Annotated in this window: 26 protein-coding genes; 10 read left to right on the top strand and 16 right to left on the bottom strand. The window is 45.9% G+C overall.

The annotated features are described in order from the left end of the window. Nucleotide 1: 1 nt before the first annotated feature. A complete protein-coding gene (gene rpsF / locus L5M40_RS11015) occupies nt 2–397 on the bottom strand; it encodes a 30S ribosomal protein S6 (RefSeq protein ID WP_105251410.1) in 396 nt (131 codons plus the stop codon). Between the two features lie 213 nt (nt 398–610). On the opposite strand from rpsF, the gene L5M40_RS11010 reads away from it, so the two are divergent. Continuing rightward, nucleotides 611–1,354, top strand: coding sequence for a YdiY family protein (locus tag L5M40_RS11010; RefSeq protein ID WP_168825486.1), 744 nt, complete (start codon nt 611–613; stop codon nt 1,352–1,354). A gap of 242 nt (nt 1,355–1,596) precedes the next feature. Further along, on the top strand, nt 1,597–3,039 hold the full coding sequence (locus L5M40_RS11005) for an MFS transporter (RefSeq protein ID WP_173246886.1): 1,443 nt from the start codon (nt 1,597–1,599) through the stop codon (nt 3,037–3,039). Between the two features lie 114 nt (nt 3,040–3,153). On the opposite strand, the gene rlmB is transcribed toward L5M40_RS11005, so the two are convergent. The 8 genes from rlmB to zapE all read right to left on the bottom strand — a co-directional run bounded on the left by rlmB (nt 3,154) and on the right by zapE (nt 11,059). Then, nucleotides 3,154–3,894 carry a 23S rRNA (guanosine(2251)-2'-O)-methyltransferase RlmB gene (gene rlmB, locus L5M40_RS11000; RefSeq protein ID WP_028759536.1) on the bottom strand — a complete coding sequence of 247 codons (741 nt, stop codon included), beginning with the start codon at nt 3,892–3,894 and terminating at the stop codon, nt 3,154–3,156. After that, nucleotides 3,895–6,318: a ribonuclease R gene (gene rnr / locus L5M40_RS10995; protein ID WP_263176651.1), complete on the bottom strand. Its 2,424-nt coding sequence runs from the start codon at nt 6,316–6,318 to the stop codon at nt 3,895–3,897. A gap of 39 nt (nt 6,319–6,357) precedes the next feature. Next, nucleotides 6,358–7,014 (bottom strand): flagellar protein MotX, encoded by a 657-nt coding sequence (motX, locus tag L5M40_RS10990; RefSeq protein WP_105251405.1) that lies wholly within the window; start codon nt 7,012–7,014, stop codon nt 6,358–6,360. 112 nt (nt 7,015–7,126) lie between these two features. Continuing rightward, nucleotides 7,127–8,422: an adenylosuccinate synthase gene (locus tag L5M40_RS10985; RefSeq protein WP_028759421.1), complete on the bottom strand. Its 1,296-nt coding sequence runs from the start codon at nt 8,420–8,422 to the stop codon at nt 7,127–7,129. A gap of 72 nt (nt 8,423–8,494) precedes the next feature. Continuing rightward, on the bottom strand, nt 8,495–8,683 hold the full coding sequence (locus L5M40_RS10980; protein ID WP_105251404.1) for a DUF2065 domain-containing protein: 189 nt from the start codon (nt 8,681–8,683) through the stop codon (nt 8,495–8,497). Between the two features lie 137 nt (nt 8,684–8,820). Continuing rightward, the gene (gene rpsI, locus L5M40_RS10975) at nt 8,821–9,213 is read right to left on the bottom strand and encodes a 30S ribosomal protein S9 (protein WP_006083052.1); all 393 of its coding nucleotides are present in this window, start codon (nt 9,211–9,213) and stop codon (nt 8,821–8,823) included. A 14-nt stretch (nt 9,214–9,227) separates the two neighbouring features. Then, nucleotides 9,228–9,656 (bottom strand): 50S ribosomal protein L13, encoded by a 429-nt coding sequence (gene rplM / locus L5M40_RS10970; RefSeq protein WP_105251403.1) that lies wholly within the window; start codon nt 9,654–9,656, stop codon nt 9,228–9,230. Between the two features lie 290 nt (nt 9,657–9,946). Continuing rightward, a complete protein-coding gene (gene zapE, locus L5M40_RS10965) occupies nt 9,947–11,059 on the bottom strand; it encodes a cell division protein ZapE (protein WP_105251402.1) in 1,113 nt (370 codons plus the stop codon). A 412-nt stretch (nt 11,060–11,471) separates the two neighbouring features. Here zapE and degQ point away from each other — a divergent pair, with 412 nt between their 5' ends. After that, nucleotides 11,472–12,824 carry a Do family serine endopeptidase DegQ gene (gene degQ / locus L5M40_RS10960; RefSeq protein ID WP_105251401.1) on the top strand — a complete coding sequence of 451 codons (1,353 nt, stop codon included), beginning with the start codon at nt 11,472–11,474 and terminating at the stop codon, nt 12,822–12,824. Between the two features lie 115 nt (nt 12,825–12,939). Further along, nucleotides 12,940–14,022, top strand: a complete 1,083-nt coding sequence (degS, locus tag L5M40_RS10955; protein ID WP_105251400.1) for an outer membrane-stress sensor serine endopeptidase DegS — start codon at nt 12,940–12,942, stop codon at nt 14,020–14,022. Nucleotides 14,023–14,120: 98 nt separating this feature from the next. Here the strand turns inward: degS and murA are convergent, their stop codons facing one another. From murA to mlaF, 7 genes are read right to left on the bottom strand one after another with little or no spacing between them, the layout of a single operon-like run. After that, nucleotides 14,121–15,380 carry a UDP-N-acetylglucosamine 1-carboxyvinyltransferase gene (gene murA, locus L5M40_RS10950; RefSeq protein ID WP_105251399.1) on the bottom strand — a complete coding sequence of 420 codons (1,260 nt, stop codon included), beginning with the start codon at nt 15,378–15,380 and terminating at the stop codon, nt 14,121–14,123. 9 nt (nt 15,381–15,389) lie between these two features. Then, a complete protein-coding gene (locus L5M40_RS10945; RefSeq protein ID WP_006086065.1) occupies nt 15,390–15,647 on the bottom strand; it encodes a BolA family protein in 258 nt (85 codons plus the stop codon). A gap of 19 nt (nt 15,648–15,666) precedes the next feature. Continuing rightward, the gene (locus tag L5M40_RS10940) at nt 15,667–15,951 is read right to left on the bottom strand and encodes a lipid asymmetry maintenance protein MlaB (RefSeq protein ID WP_105251398.1); all 285 of its coding nucleotides are present in this window, start codon (nt 15,949–15,951) and stop codon (nt 15,667–15,669) included. Further along, a complete protein-coding gene (locus tag L5M40_RS10935; RefSeq protein ID WP_105251397.1) occupies nt 15,948–16,610 on the bottom strand; it encodes a phospholipid-binding protein MlaC in 663 nt (220 codons plus the stop codon). The genes L5M40_RS10940 and L5M40_RS10935 overlap by 4 nt, the downstream gene beginning before the upstream one ends. An 11-nt stretch (nt 16,611–16,621) precedes the next feature. After that, a complete protein-coding gene (gene mlaD, locus L5M40_RS10930; protein ID WP_028759401.1) occupies nt 16,622–17,095 on the bottom strand; it encodes an outer membrane lipid asymmetry maintenance protein MlaD in 474 nt (157 codons plus the stop codon). A 56-nt stretch (nt 17,096–17,151) separates the two neighbouring features. Beyond that, nucleotides 17,152–17,937, bottom strand: a complete 786-nt coding sequence (gene mlaE, locus L5M40_RS10925) for a lipid asymmetry maintenance ABC transporter permease subunit MlaE (protein WP_105251396.1) — start codon at nt 17,935–17,937, stop codon at nt 17,152–17,154. After that, entirely contained in the window at nt 17,934–18,752 is an 819-nt protein-coding gene (gene mlaF, locus L5M40_RS10920) for a phospholipid ABC transporter ATP-binding protein MlaF (protein WP_063882287.1), read from the bottom strand. Before mlaF ends, mlaE begins: the two co-directional genes overlap by 4 nt. Nucleotides 18,753–19,395: 643 nt before the next feature. On the opposite strand from mlaF, the gene L5M40_RS10915 reads away from it, so the two are divergent. The 6 genes from L5M40_RS10915 to L5M40_RS10890 all read left to right on the top strand — a co-directional run bounded on the left by L5M40_RS10915 (nt 19,396) and on the right by L5M40_RS10890 (nt 24,336). Then, on the top strand, nt 19,396–20,373 hold the full coding sequence (locus L5M40_RS10915; RefSeq protein ID WP_168825500.1) for a KpsF/GutQ family sugar-phosphate isomerase: 978 nt from the start codon (nt 19,396–19,398) through the stop codon (nt 20,371–20,373). Further along, nucleotides 20,373–20,924, top strand: a complete 552-nt coding sequence (gene kdsC / locus L5M40_RS10910; protein WP_028759542.1) for a 3-deoxy-manno-octulosonate-8-phosphatase KdsC — start codon at nt 20,373–20,375, stop codon at nt 20,922–20,924. The genes L5M40_RS10915 and kdsC overlap by 1 nt, the downstream gene beginning before the upstream one ends. Continuing rightward, nucleotides 20,921–21,481 (top strand): LPS export ABC transporter periplasmic protein LptC, encoded by a 561-nt coding sequence (gene lptC / locus L5M40_RS10905; RefSeq protein ID WP_105251394.1) that lies wholly within the window; start codon nt 20,921–20,923, stop codon nt 21,479–21,481. The genes kdsC and lptC overlap by 4 nt, the downstream gene beginning before the upstream one ends. Then, a complete protein-coding gene (gene lptA / locus L5M40_RS10900) occupies nt 21,468–22,022 on the top strand; it encodes a lipopolysaccharide transport periplasmic protein LptA (protein WP_105251393.1) in 555 nt (184 codons plus the stop codon). The genes lptC and lptA overlap by 14 nt, the downstream gene beginning before the upstream one ends. After that, nucleotides 22,019–22,750, top strand: a complete 732-nt coding sequence (gene lptB / locus L5M40_RS10895) for an LPS export ABC transporter ATP-binding protein (protein WP_105251392.1) — start codon at nt 22,019–22,021, stop codon at nt 22,748–22,750. Before lptA ends, lptB begins: the two co-directional genes overlap by 4 nt. Nucleotides 22,751–22,857: 107 nt before the next feature. Further along, nucleotides 22,858–24,336, top strand: coding sequence for an RNA polymerase factor sigma-54 (locus L5M40_RS10890; protein ID WP_263256657.1), 1,479 nt, complete (start codon nt 22,858–22,860; stop codon nt 24,334–24,336). Nucleotides 24,337–24,360: the final 24 nt, after the last annotated feature.

Here is a 24,360-nt window from a genome sequence, read left to right as displayed (position 1 = left end):
CTTACTCAGCGATTTCTTCAGCGTGAGCTTCATCATATGAGCGTTCGCCAGCTGGGCCACGACGTGAATCGCGCTCATCTCTAGCTCTAGCCATTGGAGATGCTTCAGTAACGGCAACTTTAGTACGCATTACCATGTTACGCAGAACTGCGTCGTTGAAACGGAAAGCTGTTTCTAGCTCTTCGATCGTCTCTGCTTTAGCTTCAACGTTCATCAGAACGTAGTGAGCTTTATGCAGGTCAAGGATTGGGTAAGCCAGTTGACGACGGCCCCAATCTTCTAAACGGTGGATTGTGCCGTTAGCTTCGGTGATAACACCTGTGTAACGCTCAATCATACCTGGTACTTGTTCACTTTGATCTGGGTGAACCATAAATACGATTTCGTAATGACGCATTTATTGCTCCTTACGGTTATGTAGCCTCGGTATTGGCTCAGTCAAACCAAATGGAGGCAAGGAACGAAAAATAGTGACTGATTTGAGCGCGAGATAGTACAGAAAGCAAGCCAGAAACTCAAGCAATAACTTTGCCTCGCCAATCAATACAGGTATGATGGCGGCTCGCCTACATTCGGACGTCTGAAATCAGCTAACCAAGAATAAAACATAATGCTAAAAGTTATTGCGCCAATCAGTTTGTTTTTCCTTTCATTTCCTGCGCTTGCGCTTGTTCCACCTGATTATCAGGAACCGCCCAGCGATTTTACCGCGGAAATCGAAGCTGGCTTGCAACTGAACACAGGCAATACCGAATCCAGCAGTTTTAATGGTCGAACCCAACTGATTTACGATACAAAGCAAACCAAGCAAGAAGCCACACTAAAAGCCTATTTTGCCTCAGAAAAAAGTCAAACAACCTCCGAAAAATATGAGCTACAGTTACAATCGAACTATAAACTTACTAAGGGTTATGTCTTCGGACGTGGTGATTTTACTTGGGATCAATTCGGTAGTTACACACAAATATCGACTCTTTCGAGTGGTTACGGTTTCAATGCTATCAGTAGTTATAAAACAAAACTCAGTCTCGAGTTCGGCCCAGGTTATCGATATAACTTACCTGCAGAATCGGTAACTATCCCCAGCCCTGATGCCGAAAAAGATGTCATTCTTCGTACCGCTGCCAAATTCTCTCAAAAACTACAGGAATACAGCAGTCTCAATGCCGATCTCACCGCGGAAGTGGGCGAGAACAACAACACCCTCACCTTAGATATGAACTATAAAAATCTGGTGTTCCAAGATTGGGCATTTAAGATCGGTATGAACATCAAATACACTGAAGTGGTACCAGAAGGAAGCCAACCCATGGATACCATCACCACCTTCAACTTGCTTTACACTTTTAGATAACTCCTTTTAAAAAATACGACGAAATACATAGACTAACATGACGCTAATAGCCTACTCGGCTGGCGTCTATGTGAATGCTTTACAAGCATCCCCTTGAGTTGTTCCGACATAATTCAGTGATTTTTTGAGCAGAAATGCGCAATTAATCAAGATTTACCAACAATTTGCAACACAACATAAACACTAACCCCTGATATACTCACTCCTCATTATCAATCTAGTTTGTGTTTTCGGAGTTGTATATGACTAATCCGCTGCGCACTTTCGCCTCTTTATATAGCACCACATTATTAATGGTATTAGCCGGCGGCTTGCTTACCACCTATCTTGGGCTCAGGCTCTCAGTAATGAATGTGCCACAAATATGGATTGGCGGCATGATGTCGGCCTACTATGTTGGCCTAGTGGCTGGCTCTAAGATTGGTCATCGACTTATCGCTCAAGTGGGCCATATCCGCGCCTTTGTCGCCAGTGCAGGCATAGTCGCTGCATCGGCATTAGGCCATGCACTCGTGGATGAGCTAGCGGTTTGGCTGCTCCTCAGACTCGTGGTCGGCATGGGGATGATGTGCCAATACATGGTGTTAGAAAGTTGGCTTAACGAACAAGCTGAAAGTAATCAAAGGGGCACAGTGTTTGCGAGTTATATGATCGTATCTTACTTCGGCTTAATCTTGGGCCAAGGTGCGATCAGTATTTTCCCCGAATTAGGACTAGAGCCACTACTGCTTATCGCAATTTGTTTTTCACTCTGTATCGTACCGATTTCACTCACGCGTCGTCTTCACCCTGCGCCCTTAGTTCCTGCCCCACTCAAAATTGCCTATTACTGGAAAAAAGCGCCACAAGCACTCACGACAATCGCGATTGGTAGCATGATAGTGGGTTCGTTTTATGGTCTCGCTCCCGCCTACGCCAGTAACTTAGGTTTACCACCTGAAAAAGTCGCCACGTATATGACGGCAACGATTTTAGCGGGATTACTGGCACAATGGCCAATGGGAAAATTGTCCGACATTATGTCCCGCAGTCGCCTTATCCGTATCAACTGTATATTGCTCGGTATCTTAGCCTTAGCTATCGCCTTAACCCCCTATCATCCGGTGATTTCACTGGTGATGACTTTCCTATTTGGTATTTTAGGTTTCACTTTTTATCCGCTTGCCACAGCGCTTGCCAACTCTCGAGTAGAGCAAAATGAGCGAGTCGGCTTATCAGCAACAATACTATTAACCTTCGGCTTAGGCGCCAGTATAGGTCCGCTTATCGCATCGACATTAATGCAATGGTTTGGCAATAACATGTTATATGGCTTTATGTCAGCCTGTACCTTAATACTCTTTGTGCGTTTACGTTATGTACATTCACAGCAAAAAGTCGAAACCAATGTCACACAAGACTACATAATGGCGACGGGCGACTTAGTCTCGTCACCACTGGCGGCAGCGTTGGACCCACGGGTTGATGTTGAATCAATTCAAGAGCATATGACGCCAAGCGCTAACTTAGATGAATCGGAGCATGATTTAGGGGCCGATGGCGTCGATGACGATATTATCGATGATAATGACAGTGATGAGGAACAACTCGCCTTTAGTTTCGATATTGAGCAAGCAGAGCCTGAAGCCGCTCAAATAGATGAAACTGATAGCAATCAGGTTAACCTAGACAAAGCGATGACGTAAAAAAGGCCAATAAAAAACGGATTAACTTTATATCGTTAATCCGCCTTTTTATTACGACCAGTTGTTTCTTCAAGCCTAATACTGCATATGTGAGATCAGGCAAACGTGAGCATATTAGCTACGACGCTGACGCACTGCTTCAAATAGGCAAATACCCGTTGCAACCGATACGTTCAAGCTAGACACACTACCGGCCATAGGGATAGAGATCAGTGAATCGCAAGACTCACGGCTTAATCGGCGTAAGCCTTTGTCTTCAGCTCCCATAGCAATCGCCAATGATCCCTTGAGATCGGCTTGATAAAGCTCGCAATCTGCCTCGCCCGCAGTGCCCACAATCCACACACCTTTATCCTGCAGGTGACGCATAGTGCGCGCAAGATTAGTCACTTGGAATAAAGGTACTGTTTCCGCAGCGCCACATGCCACTTTACTCACAGTCGCAGTTAAGCCAACTGAATTGTCTTTAGGCACGATAATACCTTGTACGCCAGCCGCATCGGCATTACGTAGGCAAGCGCCTAAGTTATGGGGATCCGTCACACCATCCAAGATCAACAGGAATGCTTGCTCAGTGTTAGCAAGCAGCACATCTAAATCTTGCTCATTCAATACTTTCGCCGCTTTAACACGCGCGACTATGCCTTGATGTTGGCTGCTTTCCGCTTTGTCATCTAAGGCTTTACGAGAAGCGACTTGAATCGTCGTGCCAAAGGCTTTAGCCTGATCGGCCAGCACAGTTAAGCGCTCATCGTCACGACCTTGTAACAGCCACAACTCAATAATGCGTTCAGGGCTGTGTTTTAACAGGGCTTCAACTGCGTGGATCCCAAAAATAATATCTTGTTTTTTCATTTATTTCTTTCTCGTGCTCCGCTTAGCGGCTTTTGGCTTTTTAGCCGGATCTTTTACTGCTGCTTTTTTAGCTTTAGTGCCAGCTTTGGCCTTAGGTTTGGTTTTGCCTGTTTCAGCCTTGGCGCTAGATGCCGCGGTTTTACCCGCTTTGCCTTGCTTAGCGCCTTCACGATTAACGCGCTCACGGGCAGTCATCGGCTTATCACGGCTGGCAGATGCTTTACGCTTACCACCTTTGCCGTCATCACCCAGCATAACCAAATCAATCTGTCTGTCATCTAAGTTGACTGCAGCGACCTTAACCGTCACAGGATCGCCGACTTGATAAACTTGACCTGTGTGCTCACCGATAAGACGTTGACGCATAGGGTCGAATTGGTAGTAATCGCTACCTAGACTTGAGATATGCACTAAGCCATCGATAAACAGTTCATTTAAGCGCACAAACAAACCAAAACTGGTCACTGAGGCAATCACAGCTTCAAAGGTATCGCCGACGTGATCTTGCATAAACTCGCACTTGAGCCAATCGCTAACATCGCGAGTCGCTTCATCGGCACGACGTTCTGTGGTCGAACACTCTTCGCCTAATTTGTCGAGCTCATCGAGCTGATAGTGATAGCCACCATCCTGCGTCCACTTCTCAGTGGCTTCGCCTCTTTCCTTCGCCAGTAAATAACGGATCACACGATGTAACACTAAATCCGGATAGCGGCGAATGGGTGAGGTAAAATGTGCATATTCTTCTAAGGCTAAACCGAAGTGACCTTCGTTATCCGGAGTATAAATTGCCTGACGCATAGAACGCAGTAACATCACTTGGATAAGTTCAGCATCAGGGCGGTCGGCAATTTGCAACATCACATTCTGATAATCTGACGGCGTTGGCTCAAGTCCGCCAGGCATAGTCAAACCACGCTCAGCAAGGAACTCTTTAAAGTTCGCCAATTTTTGCTCGGATGGCGCTTCATGCACACGATACAAGACTTCGCCTTTGTGTTTCTTCACAAACTTAGCTGCAGAAACGTTGGCTAAAATCATACATTCTTCAATGATTTTATGGGCTTGATTACGGCCACGCGGCACGATTTTATCAATCTTGCGCTGCTCATTGAAAATGAACTGCGTTTCCATGGTTTCAAACGCAATCGCACCACGCTCGGCTCTTTGTTCATCGAGCGCTAAATACAATGACTGTAAACACTGCAAATGCGGGAACAAAGCCTCATGCTCAGGCGCAATGGGGCCGCCTTCTAACATTGCTGCCACTTGGGTATAAGTGAAACGGGCATGGGAATACATCACAGCCGGATAAAACTTATAACCTGATAACTTACCTTTAGCAGATACGGTCATCTCGGCGACCATACATAAACGGTCGACGTGGGGATTAAGCGAACATAGGCCGTTAGAGATTTTCTCCGGCAGCATAGGGATCACTTGCGACGGGAAATACACTGAGTTACCACGGGCACGCGCTTCGGTATCTAAGGCGGAATCGGTGCGCACATAGTAACTAACGTCCGCAATCGCAACCCATAAACGCCAGCCGCCACCGGCTTTTTTCTCCGCGTACACAGCATCGTCAAAATCGCGGGCGTCTTCACCGTCGATAGTCACTAATGGCAGATGACGTAAATCCACACGACCGACTTTATCGGCGTCGGTTACTTCATCGGGAATACGGCGCAGTTTCTTCTCGATCACTGGTGACCAAGTATGGGGTAAATCATAATTACGCAGGGCAATTTCGATTTCCATACCCGGCGCCATTTGCTTACCGAGCACTTCAGTCACTTTACCCGCAGCCTTAACAAAACGGCCTGGGCGACGCGTTAATTCAACCACAACCACATCACCTTGACGGGCGCCATTGCGATCTTCATTCGCGACTAAAATTTCTTGGGTAATACGCTTATCATCGGCAATGACAAATGCCATACCGCTATCGACATGATAACGGCCAACAATCGCGGCACTTCGCGGCTGGATCAGACGAACCAAACGCGCTTCGCGACGGCCACGACGATCTGTGCCCGCTTTTTGCGCCAGCACTTTATCACCGTGGAAATACATCAGCATGTCGCGGTTCGAAATAAATAAGTCATCACCGCCTTCATCGGGTTTGAAAAAGCCGAAGCCTTCTCTGTGTCCGAGCACAGTGCCGGGGATCAGATCCATTTTCTCGGGTAAGCCATAGCTCTGCCCACGGGTGAACACCAGTTCGCCATCGCGTTCCATCGCACGTAGGCGACGGCGCAAGGCCTCAAGTTGTTCTTCCTCTTGGATGTTTAACGCCGCGGCAATGCTGTCACGAGTGATAGGTGATTTTTGAGAACGTAAGTAATCGAGAATATACTCACGGCTTGGGATAGGGTTTTCGTACTTATCCTGTTCACGCTCAAAATGAGGGTCTTTGATCATTCAATATCCAAATAATGTGTCTCTAGATTAAGAGACCACTTAACGGGTTCGCAACTGTTCTTGCTGGGCCCGCGCCACTGCACTGGGGGGCATTTTAGCTGCTAACACCTGCAGTAAAGACAAGGCTTTTTTCTTAGTCGCCTCGTCCGCAAATACATCGTTATATAACCAATGATAGGCCATCTCGTAATCCCTAGGACTACCATAACCTTCACCGAATAAACGAACTAACATCATACGAGCGGATAAACTGCCACTTGCAGCCGCAGGCAGTAAATAATGCACTGCTCTGTCTTTATTGCGGATGACAAATTTCCCACTCTGATAATACTCGGCAAGCTTTAACATCGCTTCTGAGCTACCTTGTTCGGCCGAGTCACGTAACAAAGCAATACCCTTCACAGGGTTAGCCTTCACACACGTTCCATGATTGAGCATTTCGCCCCAAAGAAATTGATATAAAGGCTGTTTTAAGACTTGGGCTCGCGCCTCAATGTCTTGGACTAACTGGCAATCATCACGTTTCACTTTCGCTAAGTATTGATTGCTACGGATCAAATCAAGCAATTGATCTTGACTATAAATATCCACCGCCTGCGTTTCAGCAAAGCACATTGAAGATACTAAAGGCAGTAGCGCAACGAGTGCTGTACGTAGCATAACGACTCTCAATGACAGTAGGATGAATACTTGCATCGGCAGTATAACCTATTTCTTGAGCTTGAGCTGAATTTCTAACCGCAGAATAAAACAGAGAAAGGCATAAAGAAGCAGAGAAAAAGGCCGTGAAACACGGCCTTAACAGATCTTAATTGAACGGATTAACCAAAATCATGGTTTCGTTACGATCAGGACCCGTAGAGATAATGTCGATAGGTGTTTCTAATAACTCTTCAAGACGCTTGATATAATTGATCGCTGCTTGAGGCAGTTGCTCAATTGATGTCGCGCCAAAAGTCGACTCGCTCCAACCCGGCATAGTTTCATAAACCGGCGTAACCAGTTCATAACCTTCAGCGGCCAGCGGAGTGACTTTAGAGATAGTGCCATCAGGATTCTGATAACCGACACAAATCTTCACTTCTTTCAGACCATCAAGTACATCTAACTTAGTCAAGCAGAAGCCGCTAACACTGTTGATTTGAACTGCGCGGCGCATTGCCACAGCATCCAACCAACCTGGACGACGCTTACGACCCGTTGTTGCACCAAACTCATGACCTTTAGTACCTAAATGATCACCGACTTCACATAATAGTTCAGTTGGGAATGGACCTGCACCTACGCGAGTGGTGTAAGCCTTCATGATACCTAAGACATAGTCTAAGTGACGCGGACCAAAACCTGAACCCGTCGCAACACCACCGGCAGTGGTATTTGAAGAGGTTACAAATGGGTATGTTCCGTGGTCGATATCGAGTAATGTACCTTGAGCGCCTTCGAACAGAATTGGCTCTCCGGCTTTACGCGCAGTATCCAATAGTTCAGTCACATCAACACACATGCTCTTCAGATAATCGGCCATAGCCAAAGCATCTGCTAGCGTTTGCTCGTAATCAACCGCTTCGACTTGATAGTACTCTGTCAGCATAAAGTTATGATATTTCATAACTTCTTTCAGCTTTTCAGCAAACAGTTCAGCATTGAACAGGTCACCTACTCGCAGACCGCGACGAGAGATCTTGTCTTCATACGCAGGTCCAATACCACGGCCAGTCGTACCAATAGCTTTATTACCGCGCGCTTTTTCACGGGCAATATCAAGGGCACAATGGAAGGGAAGGATCAGCGGACACGCTTCAGAGATCAACAGACGTTCCTCAACAGGAACTCCACGATCTTTCAGCATGTTGATCTCTTTCATCAGGGCGTCAGGTGCAAGCACCACACCGTTGCCAATAATGCATTTCACATTATCGCGCAGGATACCCGATGGGATCAGATGAAGAACGGTTTTTTCACCGTCGATAACCAAGGTATGACCAGCATTGTGGCCGCCTTGATAGCGAACTACATATTTTGCCTGTTCTGTTAGAAGGTCGACAATCTTACCTTTTCCTTCGTCACCCCATTGGGTGCCGAGAACAACTACGTTTTTGCCCATTATTTGCTGCAAGGTTGCGGTTAAAAAAGAATTTTAACAGATCTTAGTTAATAAGGGCAAGCAGGCTATTTTTCACGCAAAAATAACCCAAATAACGACTCCAGCCGTGACTAATGCCCCACCAAGTCGCTGGATAACTTGCTGATTTTGATGGGAGAGTTCATTTAAATAACGACGCCATTTATTTGGGAATAATAATGGCCCAAGGCCTTCCAAAACCAACACAAGTGCCACTGCTAGCATAAAAATTTGAAAAGTCATGCTTACCTCAAACTCACTCGCTTAATATAAATTTATTGTATATCAGCATACTCCAACCAAAGAGTTTTCTTATACCGTCATTTTTAGCCAATAAAAAACCCAGCATAGGCTGGGTTTTTTGATATTCCAAAAACGAATTAACGCTTAGAGAATTGTGGCTTACGACGTGCTTTACGTAGACCCACTTTCTTACGCTCAACTTTACGAGCGTCACGGGTAACGAAACCAGCAGAACGTAGTGATGGACGCAGTGCTTCATCTAATTGCATCAGAGCACGGGTAATACCGTGACGGATTGCGCCTGCTTGGCCAGTGATACCACCGCCTTTAACAGTTACATAGATGTCCAGCTTGTCAGTCATTTCAACTAACTCTAAAGGTTGACGAACAACCATACGAGCAGTTTCACGACCAAAATACTGATCCAAAGGACGTTGATTTACAACGATGTTGCCACTACCTGCTTTAGCGAAAACGCGAGCTGTAGAGGTTTTGCGACGGCCAGTGCCGTAGTACTGAGTTGCAGCCATTTGCTTAATCCCGTTTAGATATCAAGAACTTGAGGTTGTTGTGCAGTGTGGTTATGTTCTGCGCCAGCATAAACTTTCAGTTTACGGAACATGGCACGGCCCAGAGGACCTTTTGGTAACATACCCTTAACTGCTTTCTCGATGATCATTTCTGGCTTTTGCGCTTGCAGCTTTTCAAAGCTGATTTGCTTAATGCCACCAGGGAAGCCTGAATGCGAGTAGTACGTTTTGCCTTTCGCTTTGTTACCAGTAACAGTCACTTTTTCAGCATTAACAACGATGATGTAATCACCGGTATCAACGTGTGGAGTGTATTCTGGCTTATGCTTACCGCGTAAACGGACAGCGATTTCAGTAGCGATACGACCTAAAGTTTTGCCGTCTGCGTCGACGACGAACCAGTCACGAGTTACAGTTTCTGGTGTAGCAGTAAAAGTCTTCATTATTACAAAAACCCAAAGTTAATTTTCTGTCTCACATGTTGTCTGCATTTGCAAACAACACAAAATTGCCTTTTAGTACCCCTTCGAGCACCGACTTCGGCTTACAACTTCCGCCCAATTGGCGGAGTAACGTGGGCAGGTGGCGGAGTATAGACAAAGCTGAGTTAAAAATCACCTGATATTTTGATAAAAATTATAAAATATCGACCAATCGGACTTGTCATCCTAAGGATTAACAAGCCTCTGGTGATTTAAGGTCGCAGCTAATGCAAAACTCTTACACTACTGGGTTACGGCAGGTGTTCGGTTTTTAAATAATCGTGGGATTGCATCTCAATTAAGCGTGAACGGCAACGTCTAAATTCGAAGTTAAGCAAACCATCGGCATAAATATCTTCGAGTGGCACTTGAGCCGATACAATCAGCTTCACATTGCGCTCGTAAAATTCGTCGACCATAGCTAAAAAACGTCTGGCAATGTCATCGCCAGTCAAAAAGGCGCCCATTTGTTCTATGCCACTCACGAGGACAGTGTGATAAATCCGCGCAAGTTCCATGTAATCACGCTGGCTTCGTGGACCATCACAGAGCGCTCTAAAATCGGCCAACAATACGCCCTGCGCCTGCTGCCGAATACTAATACTGCGGCCTTCTATTTCGATGTCAGCAGTAAGCACCTCAGACTCAGGCGCTAACTGGCTAAAATAACGTATAAGATTGGCATCAGCTTGTGCATCTAATGGATGATGATAAATCTCTGCTTGCTCAAGGGTACGCAATCGATAGTCAATGCCAGAATCCACATTGAGCACTTCACAATGTTGATTAATTAGGGCTATCGCAGGTAAGAAACGTGCGCGCTGTAAGCCATTTTTATATAAGTCGTCGGGGATAATATTCGAGGTTGCAACCAGTACAACGCCTTCTTTAAATAACGCTTGAAACAGCGTACCTAATAGCATGGCATCGGTAATATCAGAGACAAAGAATTCATCGAAACAGATAACGCGATATTTTGCAGCCATCTTTTTCGCAATCACCAACAAAGGATCGCGAACGCCTTTTAACTCGTCCAAATCTAAATGCAATTGATGCATAAAGCGATGAAAGTGAGCCCGCAATTTTTGTTCACCAGGCAAGGCATCAAAAAAAGTATCCATCAAGTAAGTTTTACCACGCCCAACTCCACCCCAAAGATACAGGCCTTTAGGTGATGCTGGTGCCGATTTTAAGCCTAATGCGCTAAACAATTTCCCAACAATAGAACTCGGCTCTTCTGCCGTAGTTAAGTCTTCATAGACGCGTTGTAACGCCTTAACGGCAATTTCTTGAGCCGGATCATGGGAAAAACCGTCACGGGTAAGATCTTTTTGATAATGCTGCCAAGGGCTTAACTGAGGCACGTTTAAATTCTCTTATGTCCTTTATTAAAACTGTGACGATATTAGCACGCCCAATATGACGCAGGATATATTAATGCAGAATACGACTTTTACCTTAACGCTAAACTGCATACAAACGTCTAATAAGCCTCTATGCTGTAGGTCATTTTAATCGGCAAAATCCGCTGATATTAGGGCTTGAAAAATCCTAATATCGCCCACAGATTTATGTTCATAAACAAGTATGAAACAGCCAAAAAAATAGGCTAAAAAAATTAACATTTATTAATATAATGAACTTTTTCAATAAGGTGCGAGTCAGAGTGATTACCTAGGCAAATAGCCGGTACCGATACAGATTTGATCTGGCACTCGCACGATTGCTGATGCATTACATCCAGATCTTTCAACCCTTATTTGGAGTTATGAATAGATGAAAACAAAATTATCTGTACTTTCAGCCGCAATGTTAGCCGCGACCCTGACTATAATGCCTGTCGTCTCACAGGCCGCCATTCCACAGACGGTTGAGGGACAATCCATTCCAAGTCTTGCGCCTATGCTTGAGCGTACGACGCCCGCTGTCGTATCAGTAGCGGTAACGGGGACTCATGTTTCTAAGCAAAGAGTACCTGATGTTTTCCGTTACTTTTTCGGCCCTAATGCGCCACAAGAGCAAGTGCAAGAACGTCCTTTTAGAGGCTTAGGCTCAGGCGTCATTATTGACGCAGAAAAAGGCTATATCGTCACGAACAACCATGTGATTGACGGTGCTGATGATATTCAAGTTGGTCTTCATGACGGCCGTGAAGTAAAAGCAAAACTGATTGGTACTGACTCAGAGTCAGATATCGCATTATTGCAAATTGAAGCGAAAAATCTCATCGCAATCAAAGCCTCTGATTCCGATGATTTACGCGTAGGTGACTTTGCCGTTGCCATTGGTAACCCCTTCGGTTTAGGTCAAACCGTCACCTCGGGCATTGTTAGTGCTTTAGGCCGTAGCGGCTTAGGTATTGAAATGCTGGAAAACTTTATTCAAACCGATGCCGCGATTAACAGTGGTAACTCGGGTGGCGCACTCGTCAATCTTAACGGCGAGTTAATTGGGATTAACACGGCAATCGTAGCACCGGGCGGCGGTAACGTCGGTATTGGCTTTGCCATCCCCGCTAATATGGTAAAAAACCTCGTGGCACAAATTGCCGAACACGGAGAAGTACGCCGCGGTGTATTAGGTATTTCGGGACGTGATCTCGATAGCCAACTCGCCCAAGGTTTCGGTTTAGACACTCAACACGGCGGCTTCGTGAATGAAGTAGCCAAGGGCAGTGCCGCAGAGAAGGCCGGTATAAAAGCAGGTGATATTATCATCAGCGTTGATGGCCGTGGTATTAAGTCATTCCAAGAACTGCGGGCTAAAGTCGCCACTATGGGTGCAGGTGCTAACGTTGAGTTAGGACTCATCCGTGACGGTGATAAGAAAACAGTTAAAGTGACCTTAGGTGAAGCGAGCCAAACCAGTGAAACAGCGGCTGGTGCCGTGCATCCTATGCTGCAAGGTGCGTCCTTAGAAAACTCATCTAAGGGCATTGAAATTACCGATGTCGCACAAGGCTCACCCGCGGCCATGAGTGGCTTACAAAAAGGAGATGTGATTGTCGGTATTAACCGTACTGCGATTAAAGATCTTAAGACACTGAAAGCACAACTTAAAGATCAAGAAGGTGCCGTTGCACTGAAGATAATGCGTGATAAGAGCATGTTGTATTTAGTCCTACGTTAATCGACAAAATAGGCCATTTTTTCTGCCACAGATAAGCATAGGGAGCTTAGGTTCCCTATGCTTACATCGATTAAACATGTTAATCTAACTCACCTTTTTCTAGATCCATCCTGCCATGACTATAAAAGACACTCTGTTATATCTCGGTAAAGCCACCCTTTTCGGCCTTATCATGGCGGCCATGTTTTTATTGGTGACACGTTATTTCGATAACCAATCCCTCGGTAGTAGTCTGCTACAAACCCGTGCCAACAACACAGTCGAGCTATCCTTTGCCAAGGCGGTACGCCGTGCAGCTCCTGCCGTTGTGAATATTTATAGCCTCAGCATAGATCAGAATCGCCCGCTTAATTCAGGCTCACTTCAAGGTCTAGGTTCTGGGGTGATAATGAGTAAAGAAGGTTATATTCTCACTAATTATCATGTCATTAAGAAGGCCGATGAGATTGTTGTCGCCCTGCAAGATGGACGCAAATTTACCTCTGAAGTGGTTGGTTTCGATCCTGAAACCGATTTATCGGTACTTAAAATTGAAGGCGATAACTTACCAATTGTCCCCGTTAATCTCGACAGTCCGCCTCAAGTCGGTGATGTCGTACTCGCTATTGGTAATCCCTACAATTTAGGCCAGACCATTACCCAAGGCATCATCAGTGCCACGGGGCGTAACGGCTTAAGTTCAGGTTACTTAGACTTCCTACAAACCGATGCAGCGATTAATGCGGGTAACTCGGGTGGCGCACTCATTGACACTAACGGCAGCCTTATCGGTATCAATACCGCAGCATTCCAAGTGGGTGAAGAAGGCGGCGGCCACGGGATTAACTTCGCTATCCCGATTAAATTAGCCCACAGCATTATGGGTAAATTGATTAAAAATGGTCGCGTGATCCGTGGCGCTTTAGGAATTTCTGGCGAGCCGATTAATCCTGTGGTAGCACAAATCCTTAATCTACCCGATCTAAAAGGTGTGCTCGTTACGGGTGTCGATCCTAATGGCCCTGCGGCCCGAGCCCTGCTAATGCCAAGGGATGTGATTATTAAATACGATGGTGAAGATGTGCCAGGCGTTGAAATGCTAATGGACCGCATCGCTGAAACCACACCGGGTAAGAAAGTGATGATGACTGTGATACGCCAAGGTAAACAACAAGAGTTACCTGTGATTATCGATGAGAAGGTTGTGATCGATAACTAGAGCGCCACTCAGTATTACAAGCTCAACTGCAGAAAACAAAAAACCAGCTTTTAGCTGGTTTTTTTAATGATTCAAAATTAGCTTAAATCAGTAACAGATCACTGAATACGCACAACCTGTGCGCCTAAACCTTGAAACTTATTCTCAATATGCTCATAGCCACGATCTAAGTGATAGATACGATCGACAATCGTCTTACCATCGGCCACTAAGCCCGCAATCACTAGACTCGCTGACGCACGTAAATCCGTCGCCATGACCTGAGCACCACTTAAAGATTCAATCCCTTGAATGATGCAGGTGTTGCCTTCAAGCTCCATGGTAGCGCCCATACGGATAAGTTCGGGCACATGCATAAAACGATTTTCGAAGATAGTCTCAGTAATGGTTGCCGTGCCTTGCGCTAAGGCATTGAGTACACAAAACTGCGCCTGCATATCGGTTGGGAAACCAGGATAAGGTGCCGTCTTGATATTCACCGCCTTCGGACGTTTACCCTGCATATCGAGCTCAATCCAATCTTCGCCCGTAGTAATCGTCGCGCCTGCATCTTCAAGTTTTGCGATAACCGACTCCAGTGAAGCAGGATCGGCTTTTAAACAACGAATACGACCACGGGTCACCGCGGCAGCAACGAGGAAGGAACCGGTTTCGATACGATCTGGCATAACTCGGTAATTGCAGCCCTGTAAACGCTCAACCCCTTGAATACGCAGTGTCGCACTACCTACACCAGTGATTTTTGCACCCATAGCAATTAAGCAATTAGCGAGATCGATCACTTCAGGTTCGCGTGCCGCGTTTTCAATCACGGTTTCGCCATCGGCTAATGCTGCGGCCATCAGTAAGTTTTCGGTGGCACCAACACTCACCATGTCCATAAAGATATGTGCGCCTTTAAGACGACCATCAACACGGGCCTTGATATAACCTTCTTTCACTTCAATCTTGGCGCCCATCATTTCGAGGCCATGTAAGTGCAAGTTCACTGGTCTTGCGCCAATGGCACAGCCGCCAGGCAATGACACATCAGCCGTACCATAGCGAGCCAATAACGGCCCTAAGATCAAGATAGAAGCACGCATGGTTTTCACGAGATCGTAGGGAGCGCAAAACTCATTCAGATTAGTGGTAGAAATGCGGATCTGTCCGTCACCGAGTTCTGTCACTTCAGCGCCGAGACAGCGTAATAATTTACAGCTCGTACTCACATCACGCAGATTGGGCACGTTAGAAACCACAAAATCGGTTTCAGCCAATACACCCGCCATCAGAATAGGCAAAGCTGCATTTTTAGCACCCGAAATAATCACATCACCGGCAAGCGGGGGGCTTGCCTGAATTGTTAGTTTATCCACTTTTCCTCACTAGCTAGGCATGTTGAAAACTTTTTCGCGTTTCCATTGAGTCGGCGTGAAAGTTTTGATCGTTAATGCATGTAATTCACCGCTGGCAATGTGTGCCGTCAACGGTGCATAAATGGCTTGTTGCTGTTTGACTCGGCTCATACCATCGAAGCATTCACCTACGGCGATCACTTTATAATGGCTACCATCCGAGCTAGCGTGAACTTCTTCAAGCCCTAACGCATCACGTAAAATCTGTTCGATTAAGCTGCATTCCATGAAATCTATTACCCTATTCTCAATGCGCTTCTTCGGTAAAGAAGGCATCTAAATCATATAAATCAATTAGTTTTTTAAGTTGTGGTGAAGCAGAACTCAATACAAGTTGGCTGCGATGTTCACGCACTAACGCCAGCAAAAATGCCATGCCAGCGCTATCACTGTATTCGAGCCCAGACAGAGACAATATCTGGGTTGACTCATTTAGCAGTTGTTGCCGCTGTGGCCAAAGTGTAATGACATCGGCTTGGGTTATGCGCCCTTTAAGATGACAAACTGTCCCCTGTTGCACAAATTCAATCACGACTGTGACTTCCCAGACTTAGCCTTCATGACCACTTTCTCTTTAGTGCGATCTTCGAGCATCTTAATCACGGGATCGATACCCTGTTGGCGAATTAGATTAGAGATTTCCGACTGCTTAGAAGACAGTAAGCTCACACCTTCGGCAACTAAATCAAATGCCTTCCATGAGTCATCCTTTAAACGGCGCGCCTTAAACAATAGTTTAATAGGTGGGCGACCGGCTTCGATGATCTGCACGTTTACATCGACCATTTTCTCTTTGCTGAAATCAATCCCAGGTGAGAATTCCACTTTTTGATTAGTATATTCAGTAAAGGCTTGGGCATAAGTAGAGATTAAATAACCTTCAAAAGCATTGACGAAACGATTGCGTTGCTCTTCGGTTGAATCCTTAAGATATTGGCCTAATACCTTATAAGAAGCGTATTTATAATCGACATAAGGCATGAGTTCTTCACGAACAATCACCTTTAAATGGTCTGAATTTGCATCGATTAATGCTTTATCTTTGTGAAAACGATCGAAGGTTTTATTGGCAACGGCTTTCACCATGGCATACGGATCTGTCGTATCGACAACCACATCAGCGGCGACTGCGCTCGTTGCCCCTAAAACCATCACTAACGGCAATAAAAAACGAGATAAGTTTTTAAACATAGCGGTAACCCCTATTTATCCTTCGAACCCATACTATATAAGAACTGACCAATCAGCTCCTCCAACACTAATGCCGAACGAGTGTCGTCAATCTTATCGCCATCTTTCAGCATACTGACATCATCGTCGACAAAACCCGGTGTTAACCCTAAGAATTGTTCGCCCAACAAACCCGAAGTCAAAATGGCTAAACTACTGGTTTCAGGGAATTTATCGTAACGCTTGTCCATCACTAATGTGACCACAGCCACTAACTTAACTGGGTCTAAATCTATGCTACTCACTCGGCCAACGACAACACCGCCAACCTTGACTGGCGAACGCACCTTCAAACCACCAATGTTGGTAAAATTGGCTTGTATGGTATAAGTGCTATCGCTGCTTTTTACTTCAATATTGGCGACGTTAAAGACTAAGACCAAAAAAGCGGCCAATCCTGTTAAAAGAAACACACCCACTAATAATTCAATTTTTCGTGTCAACATGTTCAGCTACCACTCTGTTAATCCATCTAACCTGTGTCGAAATCCGCAGTGTTCCGTTAGCGGCCAAACATCAGGGCTGTCAGTAAAAAATCCAATGCCAATACAGCGAGGCTCGACTGAACGACAGTCTGAGTCGTTGCACGGCTGATGCCTTCCGGATTTGGGATCACTTGATAACCGCGATATAACGCAATCCAAGTGACCACTACGGCAAACACACCACTTTTGATCAAGCAGTTAACTATGTCCTGACGCCATTCGACAGACGCCTGCAGAATCGACCAAAACGCACCACTGTCGATCCCTTTCCATTCCACGCCAACAAGGTGCCCGCCATAAATACCTACAGCGGTAAACATCAACGCCAGCAATGGCATACTGATCACTCCAGCCCAAAAGCGCGGTGCAATAATCTGCCTTAATGGGTCAATCGCCATCATTTCTAAACTGGAAAGCTGCTCAGTGCTTTTCATTAAACCAATTTCAGCGGTTAATGCTGAACCCGCCCGTCCCGCAAACAATAACGCGGTAACAACTGGCCCTAACTCACGCAGTAAACTGAGCGCCACCATAGGACCTAAGCTTTCTTCGGTGCCAAAACCAACTAAGATGTTATAGCCTTGCAGTGCGAGCACCATGCCGATAAAGAGTCCTGAGACTAAAATAATCACCATGGATTGCACACCGACCACATAAATCTGGCGCACTAATAATGGAAAACCTTTACGCACGCGTGGCCAGCGAAAAATCGCGCCCCACAGCATAAGGCCTGCACGGCCAAAGCCGAGCACTAACTCAATCGCGCTGCGGCCTAAGTCGGCAATACTGTCGATTAACTTCACTTGCCAACTCCTTTTGCCATTAATTCTTGCTGGTAATCATTTGCCGGATAATGGAACGGCACAGGGCCGTCCGGAGCACCTTGAATAAACTGTTTCAGCTGCGGATTATCAGCGTACTTTAATTCTTCAGGGGTACCATGGGCGATGACTTTTTTGTCAGCCACCACATATACATAATCGGCAATGCCAAGCACTTCATCCACATCGTGGGACACCACAATTGAAGTCAGATTCAGCGCATCGGATAACTCACGAATGAGCTTTACTAACACGCCCATCGATATTGGGTCTTGCCCTGCAAAAGGCTCATCGTACATCACCATTTCAGGTTCAAGCGCTATGGCTCTAGCCAATGCGGCGCGGCGTTGCATACCACCGGACAACTCGCTTGGCATCATCTGAGCGGCACCACGTAAACCTACGGCTTCAAGCTTCATCAGCACGATAGTGCGAATAATGTCTTCAGGCAGTCCAGAATGTTCACGCAGTGCAAACGCCACGTTATCGAACACATTAATGTCGGTAAACAGCGCGCCACTTTGAAACAGCATGCTCATCCGCTTACGCAGACTAAATAATTCATTGCGACTCACGCCATGGATATCGTGACCGTCGAATAACACTTGTCCATGGTCAGGCGTTAATTGGCCGCCAATCAATTTCAACAGGGTCGTTTTGCCTATGCCGCTCGGCCCCATGATCGCCGTCACCTTGCCCCTTGGAATGGACAGGCTAATATCTTCATATATCACACGCTGACCGCGGCTAAACCCCAAATTACGGATCTCAACCAACGGCGTTTGTTCTTGAGTCATGCTTGATTCCGACATTTGCAAATGAGGTGATCCTAGTCTTCCTAGACTGACCAATCGAAGAGCCGCAAATTGTACGTAATTGCGCTTTAACCTACAACCGAATCGACACTATCGCCCTGCGATACTTTCAATTTGCCTCATTTACAGCGAAAATGCGCCCTAAGTTTTCACTCTGCACAGGTAAAATGTTACTTAATGTTTTCAACCTAGTTGCAGAATTGGCAGTATTGGCTAATTCGTTCGCACTTAGCTCACTCTTCGCCCACTTTTATCGGGGAGAGTCGATACGCAATTGCGCAATAGAGGCATCCCATAGGGTAATACCCGCTGCGATATGGGATAAATCCATTGAAATAAACGACAAAGACGATGATATTGCTCAAGACCTTCTGCCGCTAAACACGTTATTGTGCGTGAATAGCTAACGCAGCTGAACTTGACGAGTCGGATCAATCGCTCTAGCCTGCCGCAATTGTTTTGCTGTTTTCGGTAATTAACCACAGCAAGACATAAGCTAAATTGTCTGAAAACAAACTAATACTTGGCAGAAAGCCTATTACATATCATCTTTATCGCGTACCAAATTGTGCTATTCCAATCCCATCAATGGGGCGACAAAGACAATGCAAAAAGAGAGATAGACATGGTAGACAAATCACAACTGCGCCAATGGGGTTGTAAAGTTATCGACATTGAAAAGTCAGCCCTAGACAATCTTTATCAATATGTTGATTCGGCTGAATTTGCAGAGGCTTGCGAGTTGATCCTCAACTGCACTGGCAAAGTGATTGTCATGGGAATGGGCAAATCGGGCCATATCGGCAATAAGATTTCTGCCACCCTCGCCAGCACAGGAACGCCAGCATTTTTTGTGCATCCGGGTGAAGCCAGCCACGGCGATCTGGGTGTATTGGCCGATAACGATGTGATTTTAGCGATTTCAAATTCTGGTGAGTCGAGTGAAATCCTCACCTTAATGCCGGTCATCCAACGTATGGGCGTGCCTGTTATTGCGGTAACGGGTAAACCCGAATCGAATATGGCGCGATTATCTAAAGTGCATTTATGTATTGAAGTCCCAGAAGAGGCTTGCCCACTTGGACTTGCCCCAACCTCAAGTACCACAGCGACCTTAGTGATGGGCGATGCCATCGCCATTGCGCTGCTGCAAGCGAAAGGCTTTACCCGTGATGATTTTGCTATGTCCCATCCCGGCGGTGCTTTAGGACGTAAGTTGCTGTTAAAAGTCTGTGATGTGATGCACAGCGGTGATGACTTACCGCTCGTCAACCACGATATTTGTATCACAGAAGCCCTGTACGAAATCTCCAAGAAAGGCCTAGGCATGACGGCGATTATCGATGATCAGCGCAAGCTGGTTGGTATCTTCACCGACGGTGATTTACGCCGCGTTATCGATGCCGAAGTGAATTTACGCACGACGCCCATTGCCGATGTGATGACCCGTAACTGCGTCACGATCACGGATAATGTATTGGCCGCCCAAGCGCTGCAAGTGATGGACTCAAAAAACATCAACGGATTAATTGTTATTGATAAAGACCGCCATCCTATCGGCGCTCTTAACATGCTAGACATGGTTAAAGCAGGAGTCATTTAATGCCACAGCAAGGATTTTACGGCCCAATCAGTGATGATGTGTGGCAACGCGCGCAAAAGATTAAACTGTTAATCTGTGACGTCGATGGGGTGTTTTCCGACGGCCGTATTTACTTGAGTAATAGCGGCGAAGAGCTCAAAGCCTTCCATACCCGTGACGGTTATGGCGTGCGCTCACTCCTCACCAGCGGTTTCAACCTCGCCGTGATCACAGGACGTCAATCCAAAATCGTTGAAAACCGTATGACAGCCCTTGGTGTTACCCATATTTACCAAGGCGTAGACAATAAGTTCGAGCCCTATGAAGCATTGCTCGCACTTTATGGTGTCACCCCAGAAGAAGTGGCTTATATCGGTGATGATATTGTCGATCTCCCCGTGATGAATGTCGTCGGTTTAGCGGTCAGTGTTGCTGACGGCCACCCCTATGTACGCCAACACGCCCATTTTGTGACTACGCTCAATGGTGGCCACGGTGCACTGCGTGAACTCACAGATCTGTTACTCCTAAGTCAAAATAAATTCACTTCGGCCCATGGAATGAGTATATGAGTCGTGTGACACTCGCGATTATCGCTTTTTTTGGAACTGCACTAGCGCTTTACTGGCAGGTCCAGAACAAACACAGCGGTGATTCCGATAACAGAGTAAAAGATCAAAATACCCCAGATTTCATCGTTGAAGATCTGCGCAGTGTTGAGTTCAATGAGCAAGGACTAGTGAATAGCCGTGTGACGGCGAAACACATGGAACATTATGATTCAACGAATCAAACTTTCTTTACTCAACCTGTTTATCTTGTTTATCCAGACCAAGGTAAAGCACAATGGCAACTCAGGGCAGATCAGGGCAAGCTAAACAAGGAAACTGGCAAGGTTGTATTAGAAAATAATGTTATTATCGATGCCATTAGCCCAGAAGAACCGATTCAGACCTTGTCCACCAGTTATCTGGAACTCGATCTCAACACTATGATAATGACCTCTGACCGTACCATTTACGTCACAGGGAAAGATTTTAATATTCAAGGCCAAGGCCTTTATGCCGACCTCAACGCGCAAGAAGTGCAATTGACCAGTCAGGTAGTAGGAACATATGAAGCAAAATAACGTATTACTTGCCAGCCTAATGCTAATTATGAGCATGAGTGCTTTCGCGAAAGTCGGCGACTTAAAGCAAGAAGTCAAAATTAAAGCTGTGAGCCAAACTGCGGATATCAAAAACAACCAGATCATCTTCTTTGGTCCGGTGGAAGTTACCCAAGGCTCAATAAAAATCCAAGCAAATGAACTGCGTGCATTTTCCGCTGAAGGTGAAAATAGCAAAACTTTGGTCGCCACAGGCAACCCTGCTACGTATAGCCAAATATTAGACGATGGCCGCCCAGCATCGGCAAGCGCGAAAGAAATTCGTTACGATATGGCAAGCCGCACCTTAACACTGAAAGGTATGGCGTCATTAGATCAAGCGGGTAGCCAAGTTACAGGCAATTTAATCCGCTATAACATGATTCAACAGAAATTGATGGCCGAGAGTACTGGCAGTGGTGACGATCGCGTGATCACTATTATTCAGCCAGAAAACTATCAAGATGATGCTAAATCAGATGCTCCAGCGGATAAACCTGTGAAAAAGCAGGACTCTAAATGACCCAAATCACCTTAAGAGCACAAAATCTGGCGAAAAGTTACAAGAGTCGCCAAGTGGTTAAAGACGTCAGTCTGACGGTAAAAACCGGTCAAGTCGTTGGCCTACTCGGTCCAAACGGTGCAGGTAAAACCACGACCTTTTACATGGTTGTCGGGCTAGTGAAGAGCGATAAGGGACATATCTTTATCGACGATGATGATTTAACCGCAGATCCTATGCATCTGCGTGCCCGCAAAGGCATAGGTTACTTACCGCAGGAAGCCAGTATCTTTCGTAAGCTAACTGTTCATGACAACATCATGGCCGTACTGCAAACTCGTAAAGAACTTAAAAACGAAGAACGAGAAGAAGAACTAGAACATCTGCTCGAAGAGTTTCATATCACCCACATCCGTGACAGCCAAGGCATGTCATTGTCGGGTGGCGAACGTCGTCGCGTCGAAATTGCGCGGGCTTTAGCCGCTAATCCTAAGTTCATTTTGCTCGATGAACCGTTTGCCGGCGTCGATCCTATTTCGGTTATCGACATCAAGAAGATTATCGAACAACTCAAAAGTCGCGGCCTTGGCGTACTGATCACAGACCATAATGTCCGCGAGACATTAGATGTATGTGAACATGCTTATATTGTGAGTCACGGAAACCTGATTGCCGAAGGAACTCCAGCAGAGATCTTAGACAATCAGCAAGTTAGGGCTGTGTACTTAGGTGAACAATTCAGGCTATAGTTAATCGAGCGAAGCCTATGGAGACAATTTATACCGCCATTAGGCTTCACTCAAGATAATATTAAGCGACCTTATCCAACAATAATAACGTAGGGATCAGCGGTAACATGAAAGCGTCACTCCAGCTCAAACTGGGTCAACAGTTAACCATGACGCCACAATTACAACAGGCCATACGTCTGTTGCAACTGTCGTCATTAGAACTGCAGCAAGAGATCCAGCAAGCATTAGATTCTAATCCCCTTCTCGAGCTGGAAGAGGATCAATTCGACGCCACTAAAACCCCTGTAAACCAAACGCTATCCGATACGGATTTCAGTGAATCTAGCACTCTGCCACCAGAAAAAGACAGCTCCACCATAGACACGGCAGAGTCGCTAACCAAAGAATCCATACCCGATGAGCTCCCCATGGACACCACATGGGATGAAGTGTTTACCGCCTCCCCAAACTCAGGCCCCGGCGGCAGTCGTGAAGACGATATGCCCTTCCAAGGCGAGACCAGTGAAGGTTTGTACGAACACTTAGAATGGCAAAAAAACCTCACGCCGTTTTCTGAAACCGATTTAGCCATTGCCACCGCCATTATTGATGCCATCGACGATCAGGGCTATCTCACCCAAAGCACTGAAGAAATTCTCGAAGCCATGGGCAATCCTGAAGTTGAGCTTGACGAAGTCGAAGCCGTACTCAAGCGTATTCAGCATTTTGATCCCATAGGCGTTGCCGCCCGCGATTTAAGTGAATGCCTGCTGATCCAACTGTCGCATTTCGCCGCTGATACTCCCAACCTAGAAAACGCCCGTATGCTGATCAAAGATCATTTAGATCTGATCGCCGCCCGTGATTTTAGGTTATTGATGCGTAAGACTAAATTAAAAGAAGATGAATTAAGGGATGGTATAGCACTTATCCAAACCCTCAATCCTCGCCCAGGTTTGTTGATCACGCCCAATAATGACGAATACGTTATCCCAGATGTGTCTGTGTCGAAGAAAAATGGCCGCTGGGTCGTTGAGCTTAATCCTGACTGCATGCCAAAAATCAATGTAAATCAACATTATGCTTCTATGGCACGCAGTACCAAAAACCAAGCCGATAGCCAATTTATTCGCGGCCATCTGCAAGAGGCTAAATGGTTTATTAAGAGCTTAGAAAGCCGTAACGATACTTTGCTTAAAGTTGCTAATTGCATAGTGCAATATCAGCAAGGTTTCTTTGAGTATGGTGAAGAAGCCATGAAGCCTATGGTGCTTAACGATATTGCCGAAGCGGTAGAAATGCATGAGTCCACCATCTCACGGGTCACAACTCAAAAATACATGCATACCCCTAAGGGACTTTTTGAACTAAAATACTTCTTCTCTAGCCACGTCGGTACTGACGATGGTGGTGAGTGCTCATCCACAGCAATCAGAGCCTTTATAAAGAAACTGGTTGCAGCGGAAAACCAGAAAAAACCATTAAGCGATAGTAAGATGGCACAACTTCTGGCAGAACAAGGGATCAACGTAGCCCGCAGAACCATTGCGAAGTACCGAGAGGCTATGCTTATTCCACCTTCTAATCAGCGTAAAAGTTTATAACCTACAGTGGATATCGGAGGACGT

This window comes from Shewanella sp. SM68 (genome assembly GCF_025653925.1).
Taxonomy (GTDB): domain Bacteria; phylum Pseudomonadota; class Gammaproteobacteria; order Enterobacterales; family Shewanellaceae; genus Shewanella; species Shewanella oncorhynchi.
This window is presented reverse-complemented; position numbering and strand designations above follow the sequence as displayed.